The organism is Streptomyces sp. TBY4, from assembly GCF_024213195.1.
In the GTDB taxonomy this organism is placed as follows: Bacteria; Actinomycetota; Actinomycetes; order Streptomycetales; family Streptomycetaceae; genus Streptomyces.
Genome location: NZ_JANAVF010000007.1, coordinates 54,400 through 80,011, shown reverse-complemented (window position 1 = coordinate 80,011; position 25,612 = coordinate 54,400). Strand labels below are relative to the sequence as shown.

At 73.6% G+C, this 25,612-nt stretch carries 21 protein-coding genes; 7 read left to right on the top strand and 14 right to left on the bottom strand.

The genetic code is table 11. The features are described from left to right. The first annotated feature begins 121 nt into the window (after positions 1-121). Complete coding sequence (locus tag NLX94_RS18460; protein WP_254384054.1) at positions 122-1,525, top strand: zinc-dependent metalloprotease; 1,404 nt, start codon at positions 122-124, stop codon at positions 1,523-1,525. After that, a complete protein-coding gene (locus NLX94_RS18455) occupies positions 1,522-2,058 on the top strand; it encodes an NUDIX hydrolase (RefSeq protein ID WP_254384053.1) in 537 nt (178 codons plus the stop codon). Before NLX94_RS18460 ends, NLX94_RS18455 begins: the two co-directional genes overlap by 4 nt. A 75-nt stretch (positions 2,059-2,133) precedes the next feature. On the opposite strand, the gene NLX94_RS18450 is transcribed toward NLX94_RS18455, so the two are convergent. The 4 genes from NLX94_RS18450 to NLX94_RS18435 all read right to left on the bottom strand — a co-directional run bounded on the left by NLX94_RS18450 (position 2,134) and on the right by NLX94_RS18435 (position 6,026). Continuing rightward, the gene (locus tag NLX94_RS18450) at positions 2,134-2,889 is read right to left on the bottom strand and encodes an AIM24 family protein (RefSeq protein WP_254384052.1); all 756 of its coding nucleotides are present in this window, start codon (positions 2,887-2,889) and stop codon (positions 2,134-2,136) included. Positions 2,890-2,906: 17 nt separating this feature from the next. Continuing rightward, on the bottom strand, positions 2,907-3,587 hold the full coding sequence (locus NLX94_RS18445; RefSeq protein WP_254384365.1) for an AIM24 family protein: 681 nt from the start codon (positions 3,585-3,587) through the stop codon (positions 2,907-2,909). Positions 3,588-3,616: 29 nt separating this feature from the next. Then, complete coding sequence (locus NLX94_RS18440; RefSeq protein WP_254384051.1) at positions 3,617-5,257, bottom strand: TerD family protein; 1,641 nt, start codon at positions 5,255-5,257, stop codon at positions 3,617-3,619. A 139-nt stretch (positions 5,258-5,396) separates the two neighbouring features. Then, positions 5,397-6,026, bottom strand: a complete 630-nt coding sequence (locus tag NLX94_RS18435) for a M48 family metallopeptidase (protein ID WP_374683981.1) — start codon at positions 6,024-6,026, stop codon at positions 5,397-5,399. A gap of 134 nt (positions 6,027-6,160) precedes the next feature. On the opposite strand from NLX94_RS18435, the gene NLX94_RS18430 reads away from it, so the two are divergent. After that, positions 6,161-7,267: a ThiF family adenylyltransferase gene (locus NLX94_RS18430; RefSeq protein ID WP_254384049.1), complete on the top strand. Its 1,107-nt coding sequence runs from the start codon at positions 6,161-6,163 to the stop codon at positions 7,265-7,267. A 275-nt stretch (positions 7,268-7,542) separates the two neighbouring features. Then, positions 7,543-8,874, top strand: a complete 1,332-nt coding sequence (locus NLX94_RS18425) for an AarF/ABC1/UbiB kinase family protein (protein WP_254384048.1) — start codon at positions 7,543-7,545, stop codon at positions 8,872-8,874. A 33-nt stretch (positions 8,875-8,907) separates the two neighbouring features. On the opposite strand, the gene NLX94_RS18420 is transcribed toward NLX94_RS18425, so the two are convergent. From NLX94_RS18420 to NLX94_RS18400, 5 genes are all read right to left on the bottom strand, one after another. Then, on the bottom strand, positions 8,908-9,114 hold the full coding sequence (locus NLX94_RS18420) for a hypothetical protein (RefSeq protein WP_254384047.1): 207 nt from the start codon (positions 9,112-9,114) through the stop codon (positions 8,908-8,910). Positions 9,115-9,224: 110 nt separating this feature from the next. Then, positions 9,225-9,557 (bottom strand): hypothetical protein, encoded by a 333-nt coding sequence (locus NLX94_RS18415; RefSeq protein ID WP_254384046.1) that lies wholly within the window; start codon positions 9,555-9,557, stop codon positions 9,225-9,227. Next, positions 9,554-9,925 carry a WhiB family transcriptional regulator gene (locus NLX94_RS18410; RefSeq protein ID WP_214949242.1) on the bottom strand — a complete coding sequence of 124 codons (372 nt, stop codon included), beginning with the start codon at positions 9,923-9,925 and terminating at the stop codon, positions 9,554-9,556. Before NLX94_RS18410 ends, NLX94_RS18415 begins: the two co-directional genes overlap by 4 nt. A gap of 168 nt (positions 9,926-10,093) precedes the next feature. Continuing rightward, positions 10,094-10,441: a hypothetical protein gene (locus tag NLX94_RS18405; RefSeq protein WP_254384045.1), complete on the bottom strand. Its 348-nt coding sequence runs from the start codon at positions 10,439-10,441 to the stop codon at positions 10,094-10,096. A 169-nt stretch (positions 10,442-10,610) separates the two neighbouring features. Continuing rightward, positions 10,611-12,776 (bottom strand): ATP-dependent DNA helicase UvrD2, encoded by a 2,166-nt coding sequence (locus NLX94_RS18400; protein WP_254384044.1) that lies wholly within the window; start codon positions 12,774-12,776, stop codon positions 10,611-10,613. A 179-nt stretch (positions 12,777-12,955) separates the two neighbouring features. Here NLX94_RS18400 and NLX94_RS18395 point away from each other — a divergent pair, with 179 nt between their 5' ends. From NLX94_RS18395 to NLX94_RS18385, 3 genes are all read left to right on the top strand, one after another. Beyond that, complete coding sequence (locus NLX94_RS18395) at positions 12,956-13,216, top strand: mycoredoxin (RefSeq protein WP_250741801.1); 261 nt, start codon at positions 12,956-12,958, stop codon at positions 13,214-13,216. 155 nt (positions 13,217-13,371) lie between these two features. Then, the gene (locus NLX94_RS18390) at positions 13,372-14,211 is read left to right on the top strand and encodes an aldo/keto reductase (protein WP_254384043.1); all 840 of its coding nucleotides are present in this window, start codon (positions 13,372-13,374) and stop codon (positions 14,209-14,211) included. After that, complete coding sequence (locus tag NLX94_RS18385; protein WP_254384042.1) at positions 14,208-14,807, top strand: DUF4328 domain-containing protein; 600 nt, start codon at positions 14,208-14,210, stop codon at positions 14,805-14,807. The genes NLX94_RS18390 and NLX94_RS18385 overlap by 4 nt, the downstream gene beginning before the upstream one ends. 56 nt (positions 14,808-14,863) lie before the next feature. Here NLX94_RS18385 and nudC read toward each other — a convergent pair whose 3' ends face one another. From nudC to NLX94_RS18360, 5 genes are all read right to left on the bottom strand, one after another. After that, positions 14,864-15,817 carry an NAD(+) diphosphatase gene (gene nudC / locus NLX94_RS18380; protein ID WP_254384041.1) on the bottom strand — a complete coding sequence of 318 codons (954 nt, stop codon included), beginning with the start codon at positions 15,815-15,817 and terminating at the stop codon, positions 14,864-14,866. A gap of 90 nt (positions 15,818-15,907) precedes the next feature. After that, positions 15,908-17,317 (bottom strand): dipeptidase, encoded by a 1,410-nt coding sequence (locus NLX94_RS18375; RefSeq protein ID WP_254384040.1) that lies wholly within the window; start codon positions 17,315-17,317, stop codon positions 15,908-15,910. 10 nt (positions 17,318-17,327) lie between these two features. Next, a complete protein-coding gene (locus NLX94_RS18370) occupies positions 17,328-21,233 on the bottom strand; it encodes a UvrD-helicase domain-containing protein (protein ID WP_254384039.1) in 3,906 nt (1,301 codons plus the stop codon). Between the two features lie 206 nt (positions 21,234-21,439). After that, positions 21,440-24,892 carry an ATP-dependent DNA helicase gene (locus NLX94_RS18365; RefSeq protein ID WP_254384038.1) on the bottom strand — a complete coding sequence of 1,151 codons (3,453 nt, stop codon included), beginning with the start codon at positions 24,890-24,892 and terminating at the stop codon, positions 21,440-21,442. Between the two features lie 219 nt (positions 24,893-25,111). Continuing rightward, the gene (locus NLX94_RS18360; protein ID WP_254384037.1) at positions 25,112-25,471 is read right to left on the bottom strand and encodes an MGMT family protein; all 360 of its coding nucleotides are present in this window, start codon (positions 25,469-25,471) and stop codon (positions 25,112-25,114) included. Positions 25,472-25,612 lie beyond the last annotated feature (141 nt).

Below are 25,612 nucleotides of genomic sequence, written 5' to 3'. Positions count from 1 at the left end.
CGCAGCCCAGGAGTCGGCGGAGCACCGAGCCCGGAAGCGGGTCTGGTGTCTACGCTGGGTGGTGTTGTCGAACCCATTGCCCGCCGGCATCCGCCGGCGGCCCTACGAGCCGAGGAAACCCGTGAGCGACACCCCATTCGGATTCGGCCTTCCGCCCGAGGAGCCGGACAACGGCGACGAGGGCAAGAAGAAGGGCAACCAGGGCGGTCAGGGCGGCCCGATTCCGTTCGGGTTCGGCACGGGCCTGCCCGGCGGCGCCGGCGGCCCGGGGGACGCCGACAACCCCTTCGCCGCGATGTTCGGTTCCATGAACCCGAACGACCTCGGCGCCGCGTTCCAGCAGCTCGGCCAGATGCTGAGCTACGAGGGCGGCCCGGTCAACTGGGACATGGCCAAGGACATCGCCCGCCAGACCGTGGCCCAGGGCACCCCGGACGGGGTCAAGGACGCCAGCGTGGGCATCGCCGAGAAGTCGGCGGTCCAGGAGGCCGTGCGCCTCGCCGACCACTGGCTCGACGACGTCACCTCGCTGCCGTCGGGCGCCGCCACCGCCGTGGCGTGGAGCCGTGCCGAATGGGTCGAGGCGACCCTGCCGGTGTGGAAGGAGCTCGTGGACCCGGTCGCCGAGCGCGTCGGCGCGGCCATGGGCAGCGTCCTGCCCGAGGAGATGCAGGCCATGGCGGGCCCGCTGCTCGGCATGATGCGCTCCATGGGCGGGGCCATGTTCGGCCAGCAGATCGGGCAGGCCGTGGGCACCCTCGCGGGCGAGGTCGTGGGCTCGACCGACATCGGGCTGCCGCTGGGCCCGGCCGGCAAGGCCGCCCTGCTGCCGCTGAACATCGAGAGCTTCGGCAAGGACCTGGGCGTCTCCTCCGACGAGGTGCGGCTGTACCTGGCGCTGCGCGAGGCCGCCCACGCGCGGCTCTTCGCCCACGTGCCGTGGCTGCGCTCGCACCTCTTCGGCGCGATCGAGGGGTACGCGCGGGGCATCAAGGTCGACACCTCTAAGCTGGAGGACGTGGTCGGCCAGCTCGACCCGTCGAACCCGGAGCAGCTGCAGGAGGCCCTCCAGGGCGGCATGTTCCAGCCGCAGGACACCCCCGAGCAGAAGGCCGCGCTGGCCCGTCTGGAGACGGCGCTCGCGCTGGTCGAGGGCTGGGTGGACGCGGTCGTGCACGAGGCGGCCAAGCCCCGGCTGACCTCGGCCGACGCCATGCGCGAGACCATGCGCCGGCGGCGCGCCTCGGGCGGCCCGGCGGAGCAGACCTTCGCGACGCTGATCGGGCTGGAGCTGCGGCCGCGCCGGCTGCGGGACGCCTCGCGGCTGTGGGCCTCGCTGACCGACGCGCGCGGCGTGGACGGGCGCGACGGGCTGTGGGAGCACCCGGACATGCTGCCGACCGCCTCCGACCTGGACGACCCGGACGGGTTCGTGCACCGCGAGCAGCTGGACTTCTCCGAGATCGACAAGATGCTGGGCGAGGCCGCCCAGAAGCGCGAACAGGACGGCGACGACACCAAGTGAGCCTGCACGAAGACGCTGTCCTGGTCCTGAAGGGCTACGAGGGCCGGGACGAGGGCCAGCCCGAACTGCGCGAGGTCTACCTGGAGCACCTCGCGGCCCATCCCGACGGGGTCTACAAGCCCTGCGAGGCGGGCCACGTCACCGGCAGCGCGCTGGTGATCGACCCGGAGCACGGGCGCGTCCTGCTGACCCTGCACAAGAAGCTGGGCATGTGGCTCCAGATGGGCGGGCACTGCGAGCCGGGTGACGCCACCCTCGCCGACGTGGCCCTGCGCGAGGCCCACGAGGAGTCCGGCATCACCGCCGGGCTGACCCTGCTGCCCGGCGGCCCGGTGCGACTGGACCGGCACCCGATCCCCGCTCCGTGCAACTGGCACCTGGACGTGCAGTACGCGGTCCTGGCGCCCGCCGGGGCCCTCGAAGCGATCAGCGACGAGTCGCTGGACCTGCGCTGGTTCCCGTACGACCGGGTGGCAGAGGTGGCCGACACCTCGGTGGTGCGGCTGCTGGAGGCGACGCTCGCGCGGCTCTGAGCCCGCGGGACAACGCGGAAGGGGCGGCCCCGCCTGTGCGGGGCCGCCCCTTCCGTGCGTGCGCAGCCGGGTCGGTCAGTTCCAGGCGTTGTTCTGGTTCTGCGCGTGGGAGCCGTGCTGGCCCATGCCGAAGGCCGCGGCCGCGCCCTGCCCGATCTGGGCGTTCTGCGGCGGGAGCGCCTCGCTGGGCTGGACCAGGGCGAAACCGGTGCCGAGGAAGCTCAGCTCCCAGCCCTCGCCGGTGTTGCCGCGCCGCCGCCAGACGCCGGCGGAGTGCGTCTGGGCCTGCATCTGCACGCGCAGCGAGGTGGACCAGGCGACGATGGCGTCCGCGTCGGCGTTGACGTACTTGTCGGGCGTGACCTGCATCATCAGCGGCTGCCCGGAGGTCATCAGCGCGACCTTGCCGCGGCCGGTGATGTTGAGCTGGTACTTGCCGGAGCCGGAGATCCCGTACTGGCTGTCCACCGCGATGGCCTCGGTGTGCAGGGTGGAGTCCAGGGCCAGCACGTAGCTGCTGTCGACCGTGAGGCCGTCCTGGTCCACGTCCACGACGTGGACGTACTGCGCCAGGTTGGCGAGGTAGACGGTGCCCTGTCCGGAGCAGCGCATCAGGTCGAGGCCCTCACCGGTGCGGGCGCGGGCATTGCGCTGGGTGGTGCTCTGGTACTCGCCGTCGAAGTCGATGATCCCCTGGTAGGCGACCATCGCGCCCTTGCGGGCGAGGACGTCGTCGGAGCCGCTCAGCGAGACCCGCAGCAGCTGCGGGTTCTGGACGGCGTACCGCTCCTGGGTCTGCGCCTCGGCGTGGGCGAAAAGTGAGCTCTGCATGGTGTGTCTTCTCCCCCTCAGCCCCGGGCCCGGAGCCGGTCGGTGCTGTCCTCGCTGGGCTGTACGACGACGATGCCCTGGCCGGAGAAGGCCATCTGGTAGGCCTCCCCGCTGCCCCGGCCGATCATCGACGAGGCCTTGAAGCTGCGCTTGCCCTTGACCTTGAGGTTCGGGGACCAGGCGACGAGCGCGTCGGGGTCGACGTAGGTCTCGTCCTCGCCGCGGCCGCAGTCGACCACGATCGGCGTGCCGCGCGAGGTGATCGCGACCCAGCCGGTGCCGGAGACCGACACGTTGAACAGGCCCTGGCCGGCGAACTTGGCCATGCCCTTGACCCGCTCGACGCCCCACTGGAGGTGGGCGTCGAAGGCGAGCAGGTTGGTGCCGTTGACCGAGAGGGAGTCGTTGTTGAGGTTGATCACGACGACGTCCGCGCCGTAGTCGGCGAGGTAGAGCAGGCCGTCGCCCGTGCACTTCATGAGCGGGGCGCCCTCGCCGGTGATCCACTGCGAGGCCATCTGGCGGACGGCCGGCGGGTTGGGCTCGTACTGGACGAAGCCCTCGTAGGCGACCATCGATCCGGTGCGCGCGAAGAGGTCCTGGCCGCTCTGCATGGCGACCTTGAGCATCGCGCGGCCGTGGTTCTCCATGCGGGCCGTGACGGGGGTGGGGGCGTAGCCCGCGAGCTGCTGGTTCATTGCGTTCATGGCATTCATGTGGGGCTCCCTCAGACCTCGTACGGCTGGACGACGATGAAGTTGCCGGGGGCGCCGCGGAACTGGAGGTTCACGGTCTCCCCGCTGTGGCCGGGGTAGGCGTTGCGGCGCAGCCGGACCTGGCTGGAGATGATCACCTGGGAGGCCGCGGACCAGGCGACGATGGCGTTGCTGTCCGCGAAGGTGGTCGGGGTGACGGGCAGGACGACGGGCACGCCGTGCGTCTTGACGATCACCGTGCCGGTGCCCTGGAACTGCATGGTGAACAGGGCGCCGCCCGGGATGCCGTGGCCCTCGATGCGGCGGACCTCGTGCTGGAGCGACTCGTCGAAGGCGAGGACGTTCTCCGCGGAGACGCAGATGGCGTCGCCCTGGAGCTCGATGGCGTGCAGGTGGGCTCCGGTCTCCGCGAGGAAGACCTGGCCGCGGCCGGAGCAGCGCATCAGCTGCATCTCCTGGCCGGTGGCGTTGCCGACGACGCGGCCGGCGAAGCCCGCGCCCTTGTAGCTGAAGTCGACCTTGCCCTGGTAGAGGACCATGCTGCCCTGGCGGGCGAGGACGGCCTGGCCGCCCATGGCGAGGTCGACCCGCATGAGCTGCTGGTTCTGCGGGGTCCAGCGGGCGCCGGTCGGGGCTTCCTTGTACGGCTGGAGGGCGGCGGCGAGTCCGGCGCCGGCGGCGGGCACCGCCTGCGCGGGGGCGCCGTAGCCCTGGGGCTGCTGGCCGAAGGCCGGCTGCTGGCCGTACGGGGGCTGCTGCTGGCCGGGGACCTGGCCGTACGAGGGCTGCGGCTGCTGCCCGTACGGCGCGGGGGCCGGGGCGGGCGGCGGAACCTGCCCGTAGGGCGCGGGGGCGGGCGGGGCCAGGGGGGCGCCCGTCGGTGCGGCCATGGTGGGGGCCGCGTGCGCGGGCTGCTGGTACGGCGCGGGGGCCGGGACCTGGGCCGGGGCGGGAGCCTGGGCGGGGGCGGGAGCCTGGGGCGGCGCGCCGAAGGAGGGCGCCGGGGCCGGGGGCTGCGCCTGGACGGGGGCGCCGAAGGACGGCGCCGGGGCGGCGGCCTGCGCGGGCGGGGCGAAGCCGGGCGCACCGGCCGGGGCTGCGGCCTGCGGCGCGGGCTGCTCCTCCTCGGCGACCTCGCCGCCGAAGTTCTGGAGCAGCGCGGCGAGCCCGCCGTCGAAGCCCTGGCCGACGGCGGCGAAGCGCCATACGTCCTTGAGGTAGAAGTCGCCGATCATCAGCGCGCGCTCGGTGCTGAACTCCGAGCCCGTGAAGGAGTACCGCACGACCTCCTCACCGCCCGCCACGATGCGGATGTAGCCGGGGCCGATCTGCGACATCTGCCCGGCGCCGTCGATGGCGGCGGCGAAGGAGAGCTTGTGGATGTTGGCCGGAATGCGGTCCAGGGTCACCCGGAAGGATTCCGTGTCACCGGCCTGGGCGCCCAGCAGCTGGATGGACTCCTCCGGCGACTTCGGCTGGTTGAAGAACACGAAGTAGCGGTCGTCCGAGAGCTGTTCGTCGGCGTCGAGGCCGAAGCAGCTGATGTCGATGGCGAGCCCGGGCCCGGCGATCTGGACACCCACGTAGAGGTCCGTGCCCGCCGTCAGATCACTGATTTTGGCCTTGTGACCGCGTTGGAATTCCCTGGCCATACGTAAGACCGTCCCCCATCCCGACTGTGAATGCGTGCCGCTCAGGCTAACGGCATCCTCGGACATCCGGCCAAGTCGGTACCGACCCGGTACATATCACGAGGCGTGACCGCGCGGGGGTATAGCGGACAAATGCGGATCATTCCTCGCGAGCGGTCGGAACTTTCGGAAGGCGTTCCGCGGCGACGACTCCTTCGAGGTAACCGCGGGCCCGCTCGGTACGCGGATACGCCTCCAGCAGCTCCCAGAAACCGGGGCCGTGGCCGGGGACGAGGAGGTGCGCCAGCTCGTGCAGCAGCACGTAGTCGACGACGTACTCCGGCATCCCCTGGATGCGGTGCGAGAGCCGGATGCTGCCCTCGGCCGGGGTGCAGGAGCCCCAGCGGGTGTTCTGATTGGTGACCCAGCGGACGGTGCGGGGGCGGGCGCGGCCGCCGAAGTACTGCTCGGACAGGCGCTCGGCGCGCTCGGCGAGTTCCGCGTCCCCCAGGGTGCGCTTGCTCTCCTGCGCCGCCAGCTTGTCGAGCATGACGCCCACCCAGCGCTGCTCCTCGGCCTCGGACATCCGGGCAGGGATGAGGACGACCGTACGCTCGCCCTCGCGGTAGGCGGATACGGTCCTTCGGCGGCGTGCGCTCCGGCGGACTTCGACGGCGCGCTGCGGTGGATCGGCGGACACGCCATGACGGTACCCGCTCGCCGCGGCGGAAGTCCCGCCCCTCCCCGGGTCGGACGCGAACCGGTGCGCGCAGAGAATCCCTCCATTCATTTCATATACCCAATACCCCTCACCTGTGGACAAACTCGAGCAGTCCTTTCCCGGGGCGGGCAATCTTGCGGAAAGCGACGCGGCCAGAGGGAATGCGGCGCCTGAATCGAACCGCGAATCGAGGGAGGACCGCGATGTATCCGAAGGTGAAGCCGGCGCTGGCCCGCGCATGGCGGGATCTGCAGACCGTGCAATTCGGAGTGACGCCCGCCCACGCGGTGGTGCTCGGCCCGGTGGACACCGCGACCGGCTCGCTCCTCGAACTGATCGACGGGACGCGGGGCATGGAGCTGCTCCGGTCGGAGGGCAGGGGGATGGGACTCCCGGACGGCCGGGTCGACGAGGTGGTGCGCAGGCTCGCGGCGGCCGGGCTGCTCGACGACGCCACCGCCGGCGGCCCCCGCGCCCAGGCGGTACGGAGCCGGCCGGAGGCCCTGGAGCGGCTCGGCCCTGACCTGGGGTCGCTGTCCCTGGTCCGTCCCCGGCCGGGCGGGGACCTGCAGGGGGTCGCCGCCCGCCGGGTGATACGGGTTCAAGTGCGCGGGAGCGGCAGGGTCGGCGCGGTGATCGCCTCGGTCCTGGCGGGCGCCGGCATCGGCCGGGTCGAGGTGCTCGACGGGGGCCGCGCGCAGCCGGCGGACGTGGCTCCGGGCGGTCTGGGCCCGGGCAGTGTGGGGCGGCTGCGCGCCGAGGCCGCCCGGACGGCGGTCCGCGACGCGGCCCCGGGCCGGGGGCCGCGGGCCGGGGAGGAGGGCGGGCCCGAGCCGGGGCTGGCCCTGGTGGTGGTCGCGCCCCGGGACGGACTGCAGTCCTGGGCCCCCGATCCGGAGACGGCGGCCGACTGGGTCGGCACCGGCACCCCTCATCTGTACGCGGGGGTGCTGGAGGGCACCGGGCTGGTGGGACCGCTGGTCCTCCCGGGCTCCACGGCGTGCGCCGGCTGCATGGAGCGCGACCGGATCGACCGGGACCCGGCCTGGCCGCGCATGCTGGTCCAGTGGCGTTCCGCCCACCGCCGCCGCACCGCCGCCGCCTGCGACCTGGGCCTGTCCACCGCCGTCGCCGGCCTGGCCGCGGCCCACGCCCTGGCCTTCCTCGACGGCGGGCTCCCCGCCTCCACCGCCACCCGCTGGGAAGCCTCCCTCCCCGCCCTCCACTGGCACCCCACCCCGGTCCCCCCGCACCCCGACTGCCCGTGCGCGGCGGCGGGGGTCCCGGCGGGGCAGGAGGTGGGGGCATGAGGTGGGGCGCGAGGGGGCTGCGGAGCGGGCGCGGTGGCGGGCCGCTCCTCCAGGTTCTCGTTCAGATGGTCGTGCGGGCGTGCGGGGCACGCGAGTTGGGGCGGGCGCCGCCGGACGGGCCGGTGGATTCCCACTGGGTGCCCGGCTGGAGAGCACGGCACTCGGAGGGGGTGGGCGGGAAGGGCCATGACAGGATGCTTGTGGCCGGGAAGGCCTTCGGGGGACTCCCCCGGACCGCCGCTTGCGGCTCAGCTGTCTGGGAATTGGAGGGGCGCATGTCTGATCTTCCCCGGAAGGCGGTCACCCGTACCGTCAAGCTGGCCGCGCTGCCGCTCGGCATAGCGGGCCGGGCCACGTGGGGGCTCGGGAAGCGGATCGGCGGAAAGTCGGCGGAGCTGGTGGCGCGCGAGCTCCAGCAGCGCACCGCCGAGCAGCTGTTCCGCGTGCTGGGAGAGCTGAAGGGGGGCGCCATGAAGTTCGGCCAGGCGCTCTCGGTCTTCGAGTCCGCGCTGCCCGAGGAGGTCGCCGGGCCCTACCGGGCCGCGCTGACGAAGCTTCAGGAGGCGGCCCCGCCGCTGCCCGCGGCCACCGTGCACCAGGTGCTGTCGGAGCGGCTCGGCCCGGACTGGCGGGAGCTGTTCGAGGAGTTCGAGGACAAGCCCGCGGCGGCGGCCTCGATCGGGCAGGTGCACCGGGCGGTGTGGCACGACGGCCGCCAGGTGGCGGTCAAGGTCCAGTACCCGGGGGCCGGCGAGGCCCTGCTGTCGGACCTGAAGCAGCTGAGCCGTTTCGCGGGGCTGCTGGGGCCGCTGATCCCGGGCATGGACATCAAGCCCTTGATCAAGGAGCTGCGCGACCGGGTCTCGGAGGAGCTGGACTACGAGCTGGAGGCCGAGGCCCAGCGGACGCACGCGGACGCCTTCGACGGCGACGAGGACGTGGTCGTACCGGACGTGGTGCACCAGGGCGACCAGGTGCTGGTGACCGAGTGGATCGAGGGGACGCCGCTGTCGGAGGTGATAGCCGACGGCACGCCGGAGGAGCGCGACCGCGCCGGACAGCTGCTGGCCCGCTTCCTCTTCTCCGGCCCCGCCCGCACCGGACTGCTGCACGCCGACCCGCACCCGGGCAACTTCCGGCTGATCTCCGGGGCGGACGGCCGGACGCGGCTGGGCGTACTGGACTTCGGGACGGTCGACCGGCTGCCGGGCGGCTGGCCCAAGCCCATCGGCCGGTCGCTGCGGATGGCGCTGGACGGTGATGCCGAGGGGGTTTACGGGCACCTGCGCGCGGAGGGGTTCGTGCGCGAGTCCATAGAGCTGGAGCCCGACGCGGTGCTCGACTACCTGCGGCCGATGCTCGAACCGGCCGAGGGCGGGGAGTTCACCTTCACCCGGACCTGGCTGCGCGGCCAGGCCGGACGGATCGCCGACCCCCGCTCCCCCGCGCACCAGTTGGGCCGGCAGATCAACCTGCCGCCCTCCTACCTGCTGATCCACCGGGTGACGCTGAGCACCATCGGGGTGCTGTGCCAGCTCGGCGCCACGGTCCGGCTCCGCGAGGAACTGGACTCCTGGCTGCCGGGGTTCCTGCCCGACGAGGGCTGAGCCGGACGGCCGCGGGCGGTCCCCGGCGGGCGCTCACCACCAGGAGGAGTCGAGGCGGCCCTCGATGGCGCGGAGGTTCGCCCGCGCGCAGTCGACGCAGAAGTACTCTCTGGTCCCGTTCTCCACGGAGCAGGTCCAGGTGGGCGGGGGGCCGGCCGGGGCCTGGGCGCCGCAGCGCGCGCAGACGACGGGCGGGGCCTCGGTTCCCGGCGGGGCCGGGCGGGGAGTCGGCTGGTCCACCTCCAGACGATATCCCCGCGGGGTCCGGCGGGAGGTCCGCAACGCACCGGGGGGACCGGCCCCTTCGGGCCGGTCCCCCCGGTCTTTCTTCAGAGCCTTCTGGGGCTCACTCAGTGCATGACGGCCATGGCCAGCGCGCGCCGGGCGCGCAGCGAGACGCGCTCGGCACGACGCTGCATGCGCCGCGCGGCGACCAGGCGCACGGCGCGACGCTCGGCGTCGACCTCACGCATGCGGTCGTCCATATGGGCACGGGCCATGGCTTCTGGGATGAGTTGCATTTCGCGGGTCCTGTTCTGACGCGAGGTGATCGCGCCGGCGGTGATGAAGTCTGCGGTGGCGGAGCCGTGCGGCTGCTCGCTCGTGGTGGCGTGGGGGGACATGAGGGCCTGCTTCAGGGGGTCGTGCGTGAGGGGGCGGTCGATGGTTCCGTTGGCGGTCATGCCGCGACAACCGGGTTCTTGCGCGGACGGCCACGGGGACGCTTCCGGGCGACGACGACACCCTGGACGAAGAGCTCGCCTCCCCAGACACCCCAGGGCTCGCGGCGCTCGAGCGCACCGGCGAGGCAGGCCTCGACCAGCGGGCAGGTGCCGCAGAGGGACTTCGCGTACTCGACGTCGGCCGGGGACTCGGCGAAGAAGACCTCGGGGTCGTAGGTGCGACAGGCGACGGGGACACCGAGGTTCTCGATGGCGTCGTCGAGCGCGGTCAGCGCGGTGAGGGGAGTCAAGGTGGAGTCCTCCGGGACTGCGGGCGGGGAGAGGGTCTGGGTCTTCGGTACGGACGGGGCGTGCGCTTCGAGTTGCACGGTGGTTTCTTCCTCGTCTTGTTCGTCTAGTCGTTCCGGCCGGTCGGCCGGGGGCGGCTGGGGTACCTCGCCCCTTCGGTCCGTCGTCCCCTGTCCGGGGACAAACAGAAGGGCCGCGGATCCCGGGTGGGGTTCCGCGGCCCTGAAGGCGCCGGCCTGATCGTCAGATCAGGCTGGATCACTCCAGGGTTCGAGCCCGCGGAAGGCCCACATCAGGTGGTGCTGCTGCGTCTTCTTGGATCCGGCACCGGCTGCGGCCGCAAAGGCATAGGCGCCATGCGCCTGCGCTTCTGCTGCCAGTACTGCCACCGGTGCCTGGGTCGGTCGCTCATTGCGGTCACGGACGGCCAGCGCGCTCGGCGCGGCGGGCCGGACGGCACTGTCAGCGCAAATGGCGGACAGACCGGTGACCGGCAGACCGGTACCCGTGAGGGCAAGGAGCGTGGAGGAGCCGAGCGTGCAGGAAGCGGCAACCGAGCGATCGGTCATTTTGGTGGTGGTGATGAAGCTGGTCACTGGTCTCGCCTCCTCTCGGCGTCTCGGGGACTTCAGCCCGGAGGCCTGATCCCATGCGTATTCGGATAAGTACAGCACGGATCCGGGGCTTCGGAGAAGCCACCGTTTCCGTTGCTAAGAACCTATGGGGCTTCGCTGGGCATGTGCAAACTATTTTTCCGACGAGTTTCTACGCGTCGTCAGGATCTTTCGTCCCAGGCTCCTCACCTGCACAGATGGCCAGCACGTCAGCTCCGTACCGTTCCAGCTTGCGGGCGCCCACGCCGGAGATCATCGAGAGCTCTCCCTCCTGCGACGGGGAGGCCTCCGCGATGGCCATCAGCGTCTTGTCCGTGAAGACGCAGTAGCCGGGCATGCCCTGTTCCTTCGCCTGGACGGCGCGCCAGTCGCGCAGCCGCTCGTAGAGCCCTTCGTCCATGTCCGAAGGGCAGTCCTCGCAGCGCATCAGCTTCAGCTCGCCGGCGTCGGTCAGGGTCTTGCGGCAGACCCGGCACACGGCGGGGCCGCGGCGGCCCCGCTTGCGGGCCGCGGGATCGGCCGGACCGCCGGGCCGGCTTCCCGGCGCCAGGGAGCCCGGCCTCAGGCCGTTCAGGAAGCGGCTGGGGCGCCGGGACCCCCGGCCGCCGGGAGTCCGGGAGAGGGCCCAGGAGAGCGTCAGGTGGTGCCGGGCCCGGGTGACGCCGACGTAGAGCAGCCGGCGCTCCTCCTCGATCTGCTCGTCCGTCTTCGCATAGGTGATCGGGATCATGCCGTCGGTCAGGCCCACGAGGAACACGGCGTCCCACTCCAGGCCCTTCGCCGCGTGCAGCGAGGCGAGGGTGACGCCCTGGACGGTCGGGGCGTGCTGGGCGGCCTTGCGCTCGTCCAGCTCGGCCGTCAGGTCGGCCAGGGTCGCGGTCGGGCGGGCGCGGGCGAAGTCCTCGGCGAGGCGGACCAGCGCGGCCAGCGATTCCCACTGGTCGCGGACGGCTCCGGAACCGGCGGGCGGCTCGCTAGTCCAGCCGGTGGAGCTGAGCACGGCCCGGACCTGGGACCCGAGCCCCACGACGTCGTCGAGCAGCCGGTCGTTGCCGCCGGAGCGGGCGGCTCCGCGCAGGGCGAGGATCGCCTTCTGGACCTCGGCGCGCTCGAAGAAGCGCTCCGCTCCGCGCAGCTGGTACGGGACTCCGGCGTCGGCGAGGGCCTGCTCGTAGACCTCGGACTGGGCGTTGATGCGGTAGAGCACGGCGATCTCCCCGGCCGGGACGCCGGCCGCGACGAGGTCCCGGACCCGGTGGGCGATGCCCTCGGCCTCGGCGGGCTCGTCGGAGTACTCGGCGTAGACCGGGTCGGGGCCGGTCTCGCGCTGGGAGACCAGCTCCAGGCGGTGCTCGGCGGCGCGGCCCCTGGCCTGGGCGAGGAGCCCGTTGGCGAGGTGGACCACCTGGGGGGTGGAGCGGTAGTCGCGGACCAGCTTGACCAGGGTGGCCTGCGGGTACTTGGTGCGGAAGTTCAGCAGGTGGTCGGGGGTGGCCCCGGTGAAGGAGTAGATCGTCTGGCTGGCGTCGCCGACCACGCACAGGGAGTCGCGCTCGCCGAGCCAGAGGTCCAGCAGCCGCTGCTGGAGCGGGCTGACGTCCTGGTACTCGTCGACGACGAAGTGCTGGTACTGGGTGCGGATCTGCTCGGCGATGTCGCGGCGATCCTGCAGGATGCCGACCGTGAGGAGCAGCACGTCCTCGAAGTCGATCATGCCGCGGTCGCGCTTGAGCTGCTCGTACGTCCCGTAGATCTGGGCGATCTCGGCCAGGTCCCGGGGGGCCTCGCGGCCGGCCTTGAGGGCCGCCGAGGGGTAGTCGGCGGGGACGGTCTGGATGACCTTGGCCCATTCGATCTCGCCGGTGACGTCGCGCAGCTCGCCCCGGTCGAGGCGGATGCGGCATCGCGCGCCGGCCTCGGCGACGAACTGGATCTTGCGCTCCAGCAGCCGGGGCACGTCCCCGCCGACCGCTTTCGGCCAGAAGTACTGGAGCTGGCGCAGGGCGGCGGAGTGGAAGGTCCGCGCCTGCACCCCGCCCGCGCCCAGCTCCCGCAGGCGGCCGCGCATCTCGCCCGCGGCACGGTTGGTGAAGGTGACGGCCAGCACGCTCGCCGGCATCAGCTGGCCGGAGCGGACCCCGTAGGCGATGCGGTGGGTGATCGCCCGGGTCTTGCCCGTGCCGGCGCCCGCGAGCACGCACACCGGCCCCCGCAGGGTCGTCGCGACCTCGCGCTGCTCCGGGTCCAGGCCCAGGAGCACCGCGTCGGCCGAGTCGGCGCCGGCCGTGAAGGATGAGGAGTGCGTTGCTGATGTCACCCCGCCATGCTGCCAGGTCCCGTGGGGAGGCCGGGAAACTTGTCCACAGGCCCGCCCCGCTTGTCGTACCGACCTGACGTGCGCGCAATGCGGGGCCGGGGAATGGCAGCGGGGTCCCGTACGTTCGAGTACTCGGACCACTACTCGGACCAACGAGCCATCACAGAGGAGAGCACAGCATGCAGGACACGGGCACCGTCACGATGTACAGCACGACCTGGTGCGGCTACTGCAACCGGCTGAAGAAGCAGCTGGACCGGGAGGGCATCGCCTACACCGAGATCAACATCGAGCTCGACCCCGAGTCCGCGGCGTTCGTGGAGAAGGCGAACGGCGGCAACCAGACGGTTCCCACCGTCCTCGTGACCTCCTCCGCCGGCAGCGAGTCGGTCATGACGAACCCGAGCCTGGCCCAGGTCAAGCAGGCCCTCGCCGTCTGATGTGCTGAGCGCCACCCAGGGATGAGCCCCCGCCCCGGCGGGGGCTTCTGCCTTTGCGGAACCGGCCGACCGGCTGTGCGGAACCGGCCAACTGGGCTGTTAGCGTGACTCTTTGATCGAGTTGATCGAGCTTGCTCCAGGGGGAGGGAAAGCACGTGACTGCGACCGTGTTTCGCATCGGCGGGGATCTGGAAGTGCGCAGGCTCGGTTTCGGGGCCATGCGCCTGCCCACGGAACCGGGCCCGGAGCGTGAGGGCTCCCTCGCGGTGGCCCGGCGGGCCGTCGAGCTGGGCGTCACGCTGATCGACACCGCCTACATGTACGGCTGGGGCGCCAACGAGGAGCTGCTGGCCGAGGCCCTGCACCCCTATCCGGACGGGGTCCACGTGACCACCAAGGTCGGGATCGGCCGTACGGTCCCGGCGGGCGAGTGGACGCAGGACGCGCGGCCCGCCGCGCTGCGCGAACAGGTCGAGCGGGCACTGCGGCGGCTGCGCGTCGAGCGGATCGAGCTGCTCCAGCTGCACCGCCTCGACCCGGCGGTCCCCCTCGCCGACCAGATCGGCGCACTGCGGGAGCTGCGCGACGAGGGCAAGATCGGCCGGATCGGGCTGTCGGAGGTCACCGTCGGCGAGCTCGCCGCGGCCCGGGAGATCGTCGGCATCGCGAGCGTGCAGAACCGCTACAACCTGCTCGACCGCGCGCACGAGCCGGTGCTCGCGGCCTGTGAGGCGGCGGGTATCGCCTTCCTGCCCTGGGCCACCGTCGCCTGGGGAAAGTCCGGGGCCACCGCCGAGGTCGCCGCCGTGGCGGCCGAGGCCGGAGCCACGCCCACGCAGGTCGCGCTCGCCTGGCTGCTGGGCCACTCGCCGGTGATCGTCCCGATCCCGGGTACGGCCCGGATCGCCCACCTGGAGGAGAACCTCGCCGCCGAAGCCCTCCGGCTGACCGAGCAGCAGCGGGCCCGCCTCGACCGGCTGGGGGAGCAGGATTGAGCCAGTACAACGTGCCCGTGGGGGAAGCCGCCCTGCGCGGGCCCCGGCACCTGTTCCGCGACCCGGCCGGGCCGGCGCTCGTCGCCCAGTCGCTGATCGCCGCCTCGGGCCTGACCGACGTCTACGTCATCGCGACCGGCGGCAAGGACTCGCCCTGGCTCTCCGAGGAGATGGCCCCGGTCCCGGGCCTGCTCCAGGTGGCGTGCTGGATCTCGTTCCTCGTCTGGTTCCGCCGGGTCCGCCTCAACGCCGAGGTCATCGCCCCGGGCAGCCACCGGTACGCCCCGGGCTTCGCCCTCGGCGCGTGGATCATCCCGCTCGCCATGTGGTGGGTACCGCGCCGCATCGCCCTCGACATCCACCGGGCCGGCGGCCCGCCCCGCGACGCCTGGCTGATCAACGCCTGGTGGTGCGTGTGGCTCCTCGACGGCCCGCTCTCGGTCGCCTTCCACCTGCTGGTCCTCGACCAGACGGACTACCGCAACCCGGTCGACCAGAGCCTCAACATCCTCTGCGCGCTGCTCGCGCTCGCCGTCATCCGCCGGGTGACCGCCGCGCAGCCGGCCGGCCCGCTGCCGTACCTCAACATGACCTGACGCCGGACGTACGAAGGCCCCCGCCGCGGCGGGGGCCTTCGTACGTGCGGAGTCCGTCAGGCCGTCGCAACCGGCTTCGGGAGGGGCTTGCCGTACCAGAGCTCGACCAGGCGGGCCGCGATGGAGATGCCCGCCGGCGGGAGGACCTCGCCGGCCTCGATCGCCGTGCGCAGGTCGTCGCGGGAGAACCAGCGGGCCTCCTGGATCTCGTCCCCGTCCACGGTGATCTCCGAGGTGGTGGCGCGCGCCGTGAAGCCCAGCATCAGGCTGTACGGGAACGGCCACGGCTGGCTGGCGACGTAGTCGACCTCGCCGACCCGGACGCCCGCCTCCTCCCAGACCTCGCGGATGACCGACTGCTCGATCGACTCGCCGGGCTCGACGAACCCCGCGAGGGTGGAGAAGCGGCCCTCCGGCCAGTGCACCTGGCGGCCCAGCAGCGCGCGGTCCTGGTCGTCCGTGACCAGCATGATCACGGCCGGGTCGGTGCGCGGGTAGTGCTCGGCCCCGCAGCCCGGGCAGCGGCGGATGTGCCCGGCCGCGGCCACCACCGTGCGCTCGCCGCAGCGGGAGCAGAAGCGGTGCATCCGCTGCCAGTTCTCCAGCGCCACCGCGTGCACCATCAGCCCGGCGTCCCGCGCGGAGAGCAGCATTCCGGCCTCGCGCAGGCCGGCCGGGCGGGCCGACTGGTCCATGCGGCCGGGCAGCGAGTCCTTCTGCAGCGCGAAGTACCGTACGCCGTCCTCGTCGGTCCCCAGGAAGTACCGGTGGGTCTCGGTGACCGGGGCCTCGAAGGCCGGGGTCATCACGATCTCGGTGCCGCCGTCGGGGGTGTCGTCGATCAGGACCTGGCCGCCCGAGACGACGAAGACACGGGTGCTGGGGTGGCTCCAGGCCGCGGCGAGCCAGGCCTCGTCGAGGCGGTGGTGCGCGGCACGGTCGATGCCGCTGGGCGCGGCCAGCGAGATCGGACGCTCGGACTCGGTACGGGTGCTCACAGGTACTTCCAACTCCCCCGGTGGTGGGACACAGGCAGGCTCAGCAGGACGGACGGGTGTGCGGTGGCAGGTGCGACGGCGGGTGCCGGTGCGGTGGCTTCGTCAAGCGGACGCCGGCTTCCAGTGGGCGGCCAGGTCGCCCCAGAGGTAGGCGGCGGTCTCCACCCCCTTGGTGAGCAGGTCGAGCTCGACCTTCTCGTTCGGCGAGTGCCAGCCGTCGGAGGGCACGGAGATGCCGAGGAAGAGGACGGGGGCGTTCAGCACGTCCTGGAGGTCGGCCGCCGGCCCCGAGCCGCCCTCGCGGGTGAAGCGAACCTTCTCGCCGAAGGCCCTGCCCATGGCCCGGACCACCGACTGCAGCGCCGGGTGGTCCAGCGGGGTCAGGCACGGTCGGGTCGGGGCGCCGAAGGTGATGGAGTGCCGGATTCCGGCCGGGACGCGCTCCGCGACCCAGGCCGTGACGGCCGTCTCGACCGCGTACGGGTCCTGCCCGGAGACCAGCCGGAACGACAGCTTCAGGTGCGCCGAAGCGGGCACGATGGTCTTGCCGCCGGGCCCCTGGTAGCCGCCGCCGATGCCGTTGACCTCGGCCGTCGGGCGGGCCCAGACGCGCTCCAGGGTGGAGTAGCCCGCCTCGCCCGAGGCCGCGTACGACTTGGCCGTACGGAGCCACTCGGCCTCGTCGAAGGGGAGCTCGGCGATCAGCGCGCGCTCCGCGTCCGTGAGCTCGGCGATGTTGTCGTAGAAGCCGGGGATCGTGACCCGCTCGTCCGCGTCGTGCAGGGCCGCCACGAGGCGGGCCGCGACGGTGGCCGGATTCGGCACGGCGCCGCCGAAGGCACCCGAGTGGATGTCCTGGTCGGGGCCGAACAGGTCGATCTCGCAGTCGGCGACGCCGCGCATGCCGGTGCAGACGGTCGGGGTGGTCTCGGACCACATGCCGGTGTCGGAGACGATCACGACATCGGCGGCGAGGCGGGCCGCCTCGCGCTCCACGAGGGCGCGGAAGTGCGGGGAGCCGGACTCCTCCTCGCCCTCGATCAGCAGCTTGAGGTGCACGGCGGGGGCGGACGCGCCGGTCTCGGCGAGGTGGGCCCGGACGCCGAGGGTGTGGAAGAAGACCTGCCCCTTGTCGTCGGCCGCGCCGCGCCCGTACATCCGGCCGTCCTTGATCACCGGCTCGAACGGTTCGGTGTGCCAGCCGTCGGCGAGGGCGGCGGGCTGCACGTCGTGGTGCCCGTAGACGAGGACGGTGGGGGCGGCGGGGTCCTCGCTCGGCCATTCGGCGAAGACCGCGGGGGCGCCGGCCGTCGGCCAGACCTCGGAGACCGGGAAGCCGGTCTCCTTGAGCTTCGCGGCCAGCCAGTCGGCGCTGCGCCGCACGTCCTGCGCGTGCTCGGGCTGGGCCGAGACGGAGGGGATGCGGAGCCATTCGGCGAGGTCGTCGAGGAAGGCCGCGCGGTGCGTGTCGATGTACGTGCGGACGACGCTGTCCGCCGGGGTGTCGCTCATGACCACGAGCCTAGCCGTCCGTTCGGCGGTCACTTTCCGTGTCCGATTTGCCTTGGAGGATCCGCTCAAGACGAGCGCGGTCGGGGAGGTTGCGGGGGCGGATGACGCGGCCGCTGCGGACGTGCAGGAACACTGCCGTGACCTGGTCGAGGGGGGTGTTCGTGGCCTCCGCCCAGGCCAGGCGGTAGACGGCCAGCTGGAGGGGGTCGGCCTCGGTGGTGCGGCCCGTCTTCCAGTCGACGATCTCGTAGCCGCCGCCTTCTCCGGGGTTGCGGTAGACGGCGTCGATCCGGCCGCGGATCACCCGGCCGGCGAGGGTGAGCTGGACCGGTACCTCCATGCGGTATGGGGTCCGGTCCGCGTACGGGCTCCGCTCGAAGGCGGCCTTGAGGGAGTCGAGGTCGGCCTCGTCGGCGATGTCCTGGTCGGAACCGTCGCCTCCCGGGGGCTGGGCTCCGGGGAGGTCCGTGAGGGGGTCGAGGACGTCGAGGTGGGGCAGCGGGAGCTCCTCGAACCGGGACTCCACCCAGGCGTGGAACCGGGTGCCCTGGCGGGCGGCGGGCTGCGGGGGCTTGGGCATGGGGCGGGCGAGGTCGCGTACGAAGCCCTGCTCGTCGGAGGCGAGGCGGAGCAGTTGGCTCGCCGAGAGCGCGGAGGGGAGTTCCACGTCGCGGACGGCTTCGCGGGCGCGGCGGAGCTCGCCCTCCAGGGCGTCGAGGTCGCGGTCCCAGGAGGCGATGGCCCTCGCGTCCTCGGGGGTGAGGGGGTCGGGGCCGGCCTCCGACCGCGGGTCGTCGCCGCCGGGCGCGGCGGGGCGCGGGCGGGGCTTGGGGCCGGCCGCGGCCCAGTCGGCGTCCTCCGGCCACAGGTCGTCGTCGGCGGGCGCGGCGGGGTGCGGGCTGGGCCTGGGGCCAGCCGCAGCCCAGTCGGCGTCCTCCGGCCACAGGTCGTCGGCGGCGGGCGCGGCGGGGCGCGGGCGGGGCCTGGGGCCGGCCGCGGCCCAGTCGGCGTCACCGGGCTCGTCCTCCGGCCACAGGTCGGCGGTGGGTGCGGACGGGTGCGGACGGGGCTCCTCCCCCGGCCAGGGGTCGGCGGCGCCGGGTGCGGGCTGCGGGGCTTCCTCTTCCCCCACCCCGCCCCTTCCCGAAACCGGGGCTGCGCCCCGGACCCCCTGCGGGGTTCCGCCTGCGGCGGCGGGCACGCCGCGGCCCGCCCCGGCCTGCGGCCGGGCGGCGTCCGCTGTCGCGGGGGCGTCGGCCGGGTCCGGCCACGGGGGTTCCTCGTCGTAAGCGGGGTCTTCGCAGTGCGGGGGCCAGAGGTAGGGGTCCTCCGGGGTGGGATGGTGCTCCGGGCGGGGCCCGGGGGTCGGGTTGGCCCCAGGCGTGGGGTGGGGCCCGTGGGACGGGTGGAGGTAGGACTCGACCAGGGTGGCGGCCTGGCGGCGGAGGGTGAGGGAGGTGGGGTCCAGGGGGAGGGGCCAGGAGTGGTCCGGGGTGGTGTCCGTGGCCAGGGACGGGTTTTCCGCGTCCGGGGCGGGGGGGTCCGCCCAGGCTTCGATTTCTCCGTGGCCCGCGGCGCAGTGGTCGTGCAGGGCGGAGAGGAAGGAGGACGGGCCGCGCCGCTTCTTCTGGGTCGGGCCCCACCAGTGGCCCGAGGCGAGGAGGAGCGTGCGGGGGCGGGTGAAGGTGACGTAGCCGAGGCGGAGTTCCTCGGTCGCCTTGTGGGACTTGAGGGCCGATTTGAAGGCGCGCAGGCCCGCCGAGGTCCATTCGGGGGTGGGCGGGAGGGTCGGCGCGTCCCCGCGCAGGGCGTACGGCAGCACCTTCGCGTACGAGGTCCAGGCCTCCGGGGCCTTCTCCTTCGGGAAGGAGCCGGAGGAGAGGTCGGGGACGACCACCACGTCCCACTCCAGGCCCTTCGACTTGTGGGCCGTCAGGACCTTGACCGTGTTCTCGCCGCCGGGCAGGGCATGGTCCAGGCCCTTCTCGTACTGGGCCGCCGTGCGCAGGAAGGCCAGGAAGGCGAGGAGGGAGGCCTCCCCGTCGAGGGAGGCGAAGCCGGCCGCCACGTCCATGAAGCTCGACAGGGTCTCGCGGCGGCGGGCCGCCAGCGCGTGCGGGGACGAGGCCAGCTCCACATCGAGGCCGGTCGTCGACAGGACCCGGTGCAGGACGTCCATCAGCGGATCGGAGAGGGAGCGGCGCAGGTCGCGGAGCTCCTGGGCCAGGTGCGCGAAGCGGACCCGGGCGGCGGCCGAGAAGGGCAGCTGGTCGGGGGCGGACTGGCCCGCGCCGTCCAGGAAGGTTTCCAGGGCGTCGGCCAGCGAGACGATCTCCGCCGGGTCCACGCCCTCCACCGCCGCCGCGAGGCGGTCCTCCTCCGAAGAGGAGGAGGAGGAGCGGGAGATCAGGGTGCGGGCGCGGCGGCCCAGCAGGGCCAGGTCGCGGGCGCCGATCCGCCAGCGCGGCCCGATGAGCAGCCGGACGAGCGCGGCATTGGCTCCCGGGTCCTGGAGGACCTCGCAGACGGCCACCAGGTCCGCGACCTCCGGGAGGTGCAGCAGGCCGGACAGGCCGACCACTTCGACGGGGACGTCCCGCTCGACCAGGGCCGCCTGGATCCGTGCGAAGTCCCCGCCCGAGCGGCACAGTACGGCGATCTCGCGCGGCTCCGTGCCCGTGCGGACCAGGTGCGCGACGGAGTCTCCGATCCAGTCGAGCTCCTGCGCGTGGGTCTCCAGCAGGGCGCACCGGACCGAGCCGTCGCGTTCCGCGCCCGGCGCGGGGCGCAGGGCCTCGACCCCCTCGTGCAGGGCGCGCAGCGGGGCGGCGAGCCCGTTGGCCAGGTCCAGGAGGCGGCCGCCGCTGCGCCGGTTCTCGCTGAGGGAGAAGCGGGTGGCGGGGCTGCCGTCGGCGTACGGGAAGTGCTCGGGGAAGTCGTCGAGGTTGGCCACGGAGGCGCCGCGCCAGCCGTAGATGGCCTGGCAGGGGTCGCCGACGGCGGTCACCGCGTGCCCGGTGCCCCCGCCGAACAGCCCGGACAGCAGGAGCCGCTGGGCGACCGAGGTGTCCTGGTACTCGTCGAGCAGGACGACGCGGAACTCCTCCCGCAGCAGGGCGCCGACCTCGGGCCGGGTGGTGGCGAGCTGCGCGGAGAGGGCTATCTGGTCGCCGAAGTCGAGGAGGTCGCGGGAGCGTTTGGCGGCGCGGTAGCGGGAGACCAGCTCGAGGAGCTCGAGGCGGCCCCGGACGGTTTCCGGGACCTTGCGGAGGTCCTCGTTGCTGAGCTTCACGTCCGCGAGGGCGGAGAGCAGCTCCGTGTCGTACGCGCGCAGCCGCTCCGGCGGTACGAGGTGCTCGGAGAGCTCCCCGTCGAGCGCGAGCAGGTCGCTGACCAGGTCGGGAACGGACTTGGTGAGGGAGGGGTAGGGGCCGGGGGCCTCGCGGAGCACCCGGGCGGCGAGCTGGAAGCGGGTGGCGTCGGCGAGCAGCCGGGCGCTGGGCTCCAGGCCGATGCGCAGGCCGTGGTCCTTGAGGAGCTGCCCGGCGAAGGCGTGGTACGTGGAGATCCGCGGCTCCCCGCCGGCGGAGTCGGCCTCGGCCGGGGAGGGGTCCGGATCGCTGATCCCGGCCCGGGCGAGGGCGGTCCGTACCCGCTCGGCGAGCTCTCCGGCGGCCTTGTTGGTGAAGGTCAGGCCGAGGACCTGCTCGGGCGCGACCGCGCCGGTGCCGACCAGCCAGACCACGCGGGCGGCCATGACCGTGGTCTTGCCGGAGCCGGCGCCGGCCACGATGACCTGAGGGGCGGGCGGGGCGGTGACGCAGGCCATCTGTTCGGGCGTGAAGGGGATCCCCAGGAGCTCCTTGAGCTGCTCGGGATCGGTGAGGGCCGGTGGGACGGACGGACGCGCGGACACGTAAAAAGGCTAGCCGCCCGCACCGACACTCCCCGCCGCGCGAGCCCCGGGCCACCGGGCCCCTGGCACGGAACCCGCGTGGCGGGCCGTCCCTGCGAGGCGGATTCCCCTACCCGCCCTTCCGCCGTTCCCCGGGCTCCGCCCGGACCCCGGTCCTCAAACGCCGGACGGGCTGGAGGGGGTCGGTCCGATGTATGCCGAAGGGCCTACTCCACCGTCTGGCGGCCCTCCGGGCGGGCGCTGCACGAGGCGCGGAAGGAGCAGTGGTCGCAGTGCTGGCCCAGGACGGGGGCGAAGCGCTCGTCGAGGACCCGGCCGGCGGCGGTGGCGAGGAGGTCGCCGACCCATGCGCCGGAGGAGCCGCCCTCCAGGGCCTGCTGCGCCTGGATCTTGGGGACGGCGTCCCCGCCCTCGCGCTGGGCGGCGCCCTGGCGCAGCTGGACGAGTTCGGCGCCGCCCGGTGCGGGGCGCAGTCCGTCGAAGACCTCGTCGACGGCGCCCTCGCGCACCGCGAGCTGGTACACGGCGAGCTGCGGGTGGCGTTCGACCTCCTTGGCGGTCGGCGCGGACTTGCCGGTCTTGAAGTCGACGACGTACGCGCGGCCCTGCGGATCCGCCTCGACCCGGTCCATGGAACCGCGGATCCGGACGGCGTACTCCCCCGCTTCCAGGGTGACGTCGAAGCCGTGCTCGGTGGCCACGGCCTCCCGGCCCCCGCGGTCGGTGGTGTGCCAGCGCAGGAAGCGTTCCAGGGCGGCGCGGGCGTTGTCCTTCTCCTGGCGGGACTTCCAGGGGGCGTCGAAGGCGAGCGAGTCCCAGACGGAGTCGAGGCGTTCCATGAGGACGGCGAGGTCGGCGGGGGTGCGGCCGGAGGCGACCTCGTCGGCGAGGACGTGGACGACGTTGCCGAAGCCCTGGGCGGCGGTGGAGGGAGCGTCGGCCTTGACCTCGCGGCCCAGGAACCACTGGAGGGAGCAGGTGTTCGCGAGCTGCTCCAGGGCGGAGCCCGACAGGGCCACGGGGTGGTCCCGGTCGCGGAGCGGGACGCTGCTGCGGGTGGGCTCGTACAGCCCCCACCAGCGCTGCGGGTGCGCGGCGGGGACCAGCGGGCGGTCCTCGTCGTCGGTGAGGACGGCGAGCCGGGCGAGGCGCCGGGCGGCGGCGTCGCGCAGGGCGGGCGAGGCGTCGGGGTCGACGGTGGTGGCGCGGAGTTCCGCGACGAGCGCGGGGACGGCGAGGGGGCGGCGGGGGCGGCCGGTGACGTCCTTGACCGGTACCCCGAGCTCGGTGAGCAGGCGGGAGGGCTGGTCGCCGTCCTCGGCGGGGGCCTTGACGGCGGTGACGACGAGGCGGTCGCGGGCGCGGGTGGCGGCGACGTAGAAGAGGCGGCGCTCCTCGGCGAGGAGCGCGCCGGGGGTGAGGGGTTCGGCGAGGCCGTCGCGGCCGATGCGGTCGGCTTCGAGGAGGGAGCCGCGGCGGCGCAGGTCGGGCCAGAGCCCTTCCTGCACGCCCGCGACGACGACGAGTCCCCACTCCAGGCCCTTGGAGCGGTGCGCGGTCATGAGGCGGACCGCTTCGCGGCGGGTGGCGCGGGGGGTGAGGGTGTCCCCGGCGATGTCCTCGGCCTCGAGCTGTTCGAGGAAGTTGAGGGCGCCGCGGCCGCCGGTACGTTCCTCCGCGCGGGCGGCGGTGTCGAAGAGCGCGCAGACGGCGTCGAGGTCGCGGTCGGCGTTGCGGCCGGCGGGGCCGCCGCGGCGGGCGGAGCGTTCCAGGCGCTGCGGCCAGGGGGTGCCGTCCCAGAGGGTCCACAGGACCTCCTCGGCGGTGCCGCCGCCGGCGAGGAGCTCGCGGGCCTTGCGCAGGAGGAGGCCGAGGCGTTGCGCTCCGCGGGCGTAGGCGGGGTCGTGGGCGACGAGCCGCTCGGGCTCTGCGAGGGCTCTGGCGAGGAGTACGTCGGAGGGCGCGGGGGTCCTGACCCCGGCGGCCCGCTCCTCGTCGCGCAGGGCGCGGCCGAGGCGGCGGAGGTCGGCGGCGTCCATCCCCCCGAGCGGCGAGGCGAGCAGCACGAGCGCGGCCTCGACCCCGATCCACCCTTCGCCTGCGGCGGGCTCGGCGGACCCATCGGCCTGCCGCCCGTCCGGCAGCGCCCCCTCCGCGGCGGCGGGCTCGTCGGCAGTGCCGTCTTCGGCGGCGGGGGCTCCGGCGCCCGTGGCGCCCGCGGAGCCGGGCAGCCCGGATCCGGCCGGGTCCTCCCCGGCGGAGTCCGTCCCGGTGGGGGTGTCATCCCCCGGGGCCGGTCCCGTGGGGAGGGCGGATTCTGCCAGGGTGCGGAGGGCTGTGAGGAGGGGGGATATGGCTGGTTCGTGGCGGAGGGGGGAGTCCGTGCCGTCGGTTTCGGCGGGGACGCCTGCTGCGATCAGGGCTCGGCGCATCTGGGGCAGGGTGCGGCCGCCCGCGCGGACCAGGACGGCCATGTCCTGCCACGGCACGCCGTCCTCCAGGTGGGCCCGGCGGAGGATGTCGGCGATGTTGTCCAGTTCCGCGCCGGCCGTGGGGTAGGTGAGGACCTCGACCCGGCCGCCCTCGCGGGTCGAGGCGAGCGCGCGGTGGGCCCGTACCGCTGCCGAGGGCAGGCGCGGCACCGGCATGCGGGTGGTCAGGTGGCGGGTGGCCGTCAGGAGTACAGCCGACGAGCGGCGGGAGGTGGTGAGGGCGTGGATCCCGGCTCCGGGGAAGGAGGTCTCGAAGTCCAGGATGTTGTTGATGTCCGCGCCGCGGAAGGCGTAGATCGACTGGTCCGGGTCGCCGAAGGCGGTCAGGTGGCGGGCGGGGCCGGCGAGGGCGCGCAGCAGGCGGAGCTGGGAGGCGTCCGTGTCCTGGTACTCGTCCACGTAGATCGCGTCGTACAGGGACGCGAGCGACGGGGTGCGTTCCGCCAGGAGGACGGCGCGGTGGAGGAGTTCCGCGTAGTCCAGGGTGCCCTGGAGGTCCAGGACGTCCAGGTACTCGGAGAGGAAGGCCGCCGCCGCCTTCCAGTCGGGCCGGCCGAGGCGGGTCGCGAAGTCGGAGAGGGCGGCCGGGCCGAGGCCCAGTTCGCGGGCGCGGGCGAGGACCGCGCGGACCTCGTCCGCGAAGCCGCGCGTGGTGAGCGCGGCCCGCAGGTCGTCCGGCCAGCGGATCGAGCGGATCCGGCGCTGGCCCTCGAGGAGGGTGCGGACCATGACGTCCTGCTCCGGGCCGGAGAGGAGCCGCAGCGGGTCCGCGAAGAGTTCGGCGTCCTGGTGGGAGCGGACCAGTCCGTAGCAGAAGGAGTGGAAGGTGGTGGCCTGCGGGGCGCGCGCGCCGCCGAGCCGCAGGGCGGTCCGGTCGCGCAGTTCGACCGCGGCCTTGCGGCTGAAGGTGAGGATCAGGATCCGGGCGGGGTCGGCGCCGGCCTCGACGCGGGCCGCGACCGCTTCCACCAGCGTGGTCGTCTTTCCGGTGCCCGGTCCGGCCAGGACGAGCAGCGGGCCGCCGGTGTGCTCAACCACCGCCCGCTGCGCTGCGTCCAGCACAGGGGGATCCACCCGCTCCGCACCGGTACGCACCAGGCGGTACGCGTCCGGGGTCCGCGTACGCCGCCGCTCGGAGCGGTGGCCGTCGGAGGAAGAGGTGTTCACGTGGGGTGCCGGTCCTGGTGGGTCTGCTGTGGTGGTGACGGCCCGGGTCGTGTCGGTGAGCGGAGCCGGAGCCGAAGAGGCAACGCTACGCCACCGCGCGCGGCGGGCGCAGTTTCCCCGGGACTCCCGTCCTCGCTGCCATCCGGTCCCACGGGTCCCCCGTACGGGGCTTCGCACGTCTCTTCGGCCACCCCTCCGGGCTGCGCATGGCCGAAGCTGTCACATGTGAGCTTCGTCCCGCGCCGTGTCCCCGTCGCCGTCCCCGTCGGAACCGTCCCAGCGCGCCCGCCGCATGTCGAGCCGTGGTTCGCCGTCGCCGGTGAGCCGCAGCGGGGTGGCCTCGGCCCGGTAGTTCTCCAGGGCCCGGCGCTCGCTGCCGGGGAGCGGGCGGCCGTCGGCGCGCACCACGCGCCACCAGGGCACGGCTCCCCCGTACAGGGCCATGGCGCGGCCCACTTGACGGGGTCCGCCCTCGCCGAGCCACTCGGCGATGTCGCCGTAGGTCATCACCCGGCCGGGCGGAATCCGCTCGGCCGCCTCCAGCACCCGTTCCGCGTACTCCGGCAGCTCTTCGCTCATTCGGCCCATGGTGCCGCACCGGACCGGCAGGGGGGTGCCGAGTGCGCGCCGCGCGCGCGGAAGCCCGTGTTCCGGACCGGCTCGCACCCTGCTGCCCCCCGCGGCCGCCGGTCCGTGCCACCATCTTCCGGGCGGTGACGC

Bases quoted from the DNA above. Each gene is read 5' to 3' on its own strand.
- NLX94_RS18375 (WP_254384040.1), bottom strand. From the start codon at position 17,317: ATGAGCGACACCCCGGCGGACAGCGTCGTCCGCACGTACATCGACACG.
- NLX94_RS18450 (WP_254384052.1), bottom strand. From the start codon at position 2,889: ATGCAGAGCTCACTTTTCGCCCACGCCGAGGCGCAGACCCAGGAGCGG.
- NLX94_RS18435 (WP_374683981.1), bottom strand. From the start codon at position 6,026: ATGAATGGAGGGATTCTCTGCGCGCACCGGTTCGCGTCCGACCCGGGG.
- NLX94_RS18395 (WP_250741801.1), top strand. From the start codon at position 12,956: ATGCAGGACACGGGCACCGTCACGATGTACAGCACGACCTGGTGCGGC.
- NLX94_RS18415 (WP_254384046.1), bottom strand. From the start codon at position 9,557: ATGACCGCCAACGGAACCATCGACCGCCCCCTCACGCACGACCCCCTG.
- NLX94_RS18440 (WP_254384051.1), bottom strand. From the start codon at position 5,257: ATGGCCAGGGAATTCCAACGCGGTCACAAGGCCAAAATCAGTGATCTG.
- NLX94_RS18425 (WP_254384048.1), top strand. From the start codon at position 7,543: ATGTCTGATCTTCCCCGGAAGGCGGTCACCCGTACCGTCAAGCTGGCC.
- NLX94_RS18430 (WP_254384049.1), top strand. From the start codon at position 6,161: ATGTATCCGAAGGTGAAGCCGGCGCTGGCCCGCGCATGGCGGGATCTG.
- NLX94_RS18360 (WP_254384037.1), bottom strand. From the start codon at position 25,471: ATGAGCGAAGAGCTGCCGGAGTACGCGGAACGGGTGCTGGAGGCGGCC.
- NLX94_RS18445 (WP_254384365.1), bottom strand. From the start codon at position 3,587: ATGAACCAGCAGCTCGCGGGCTACGCCCCCACCCCCGTCACGGCCCGC.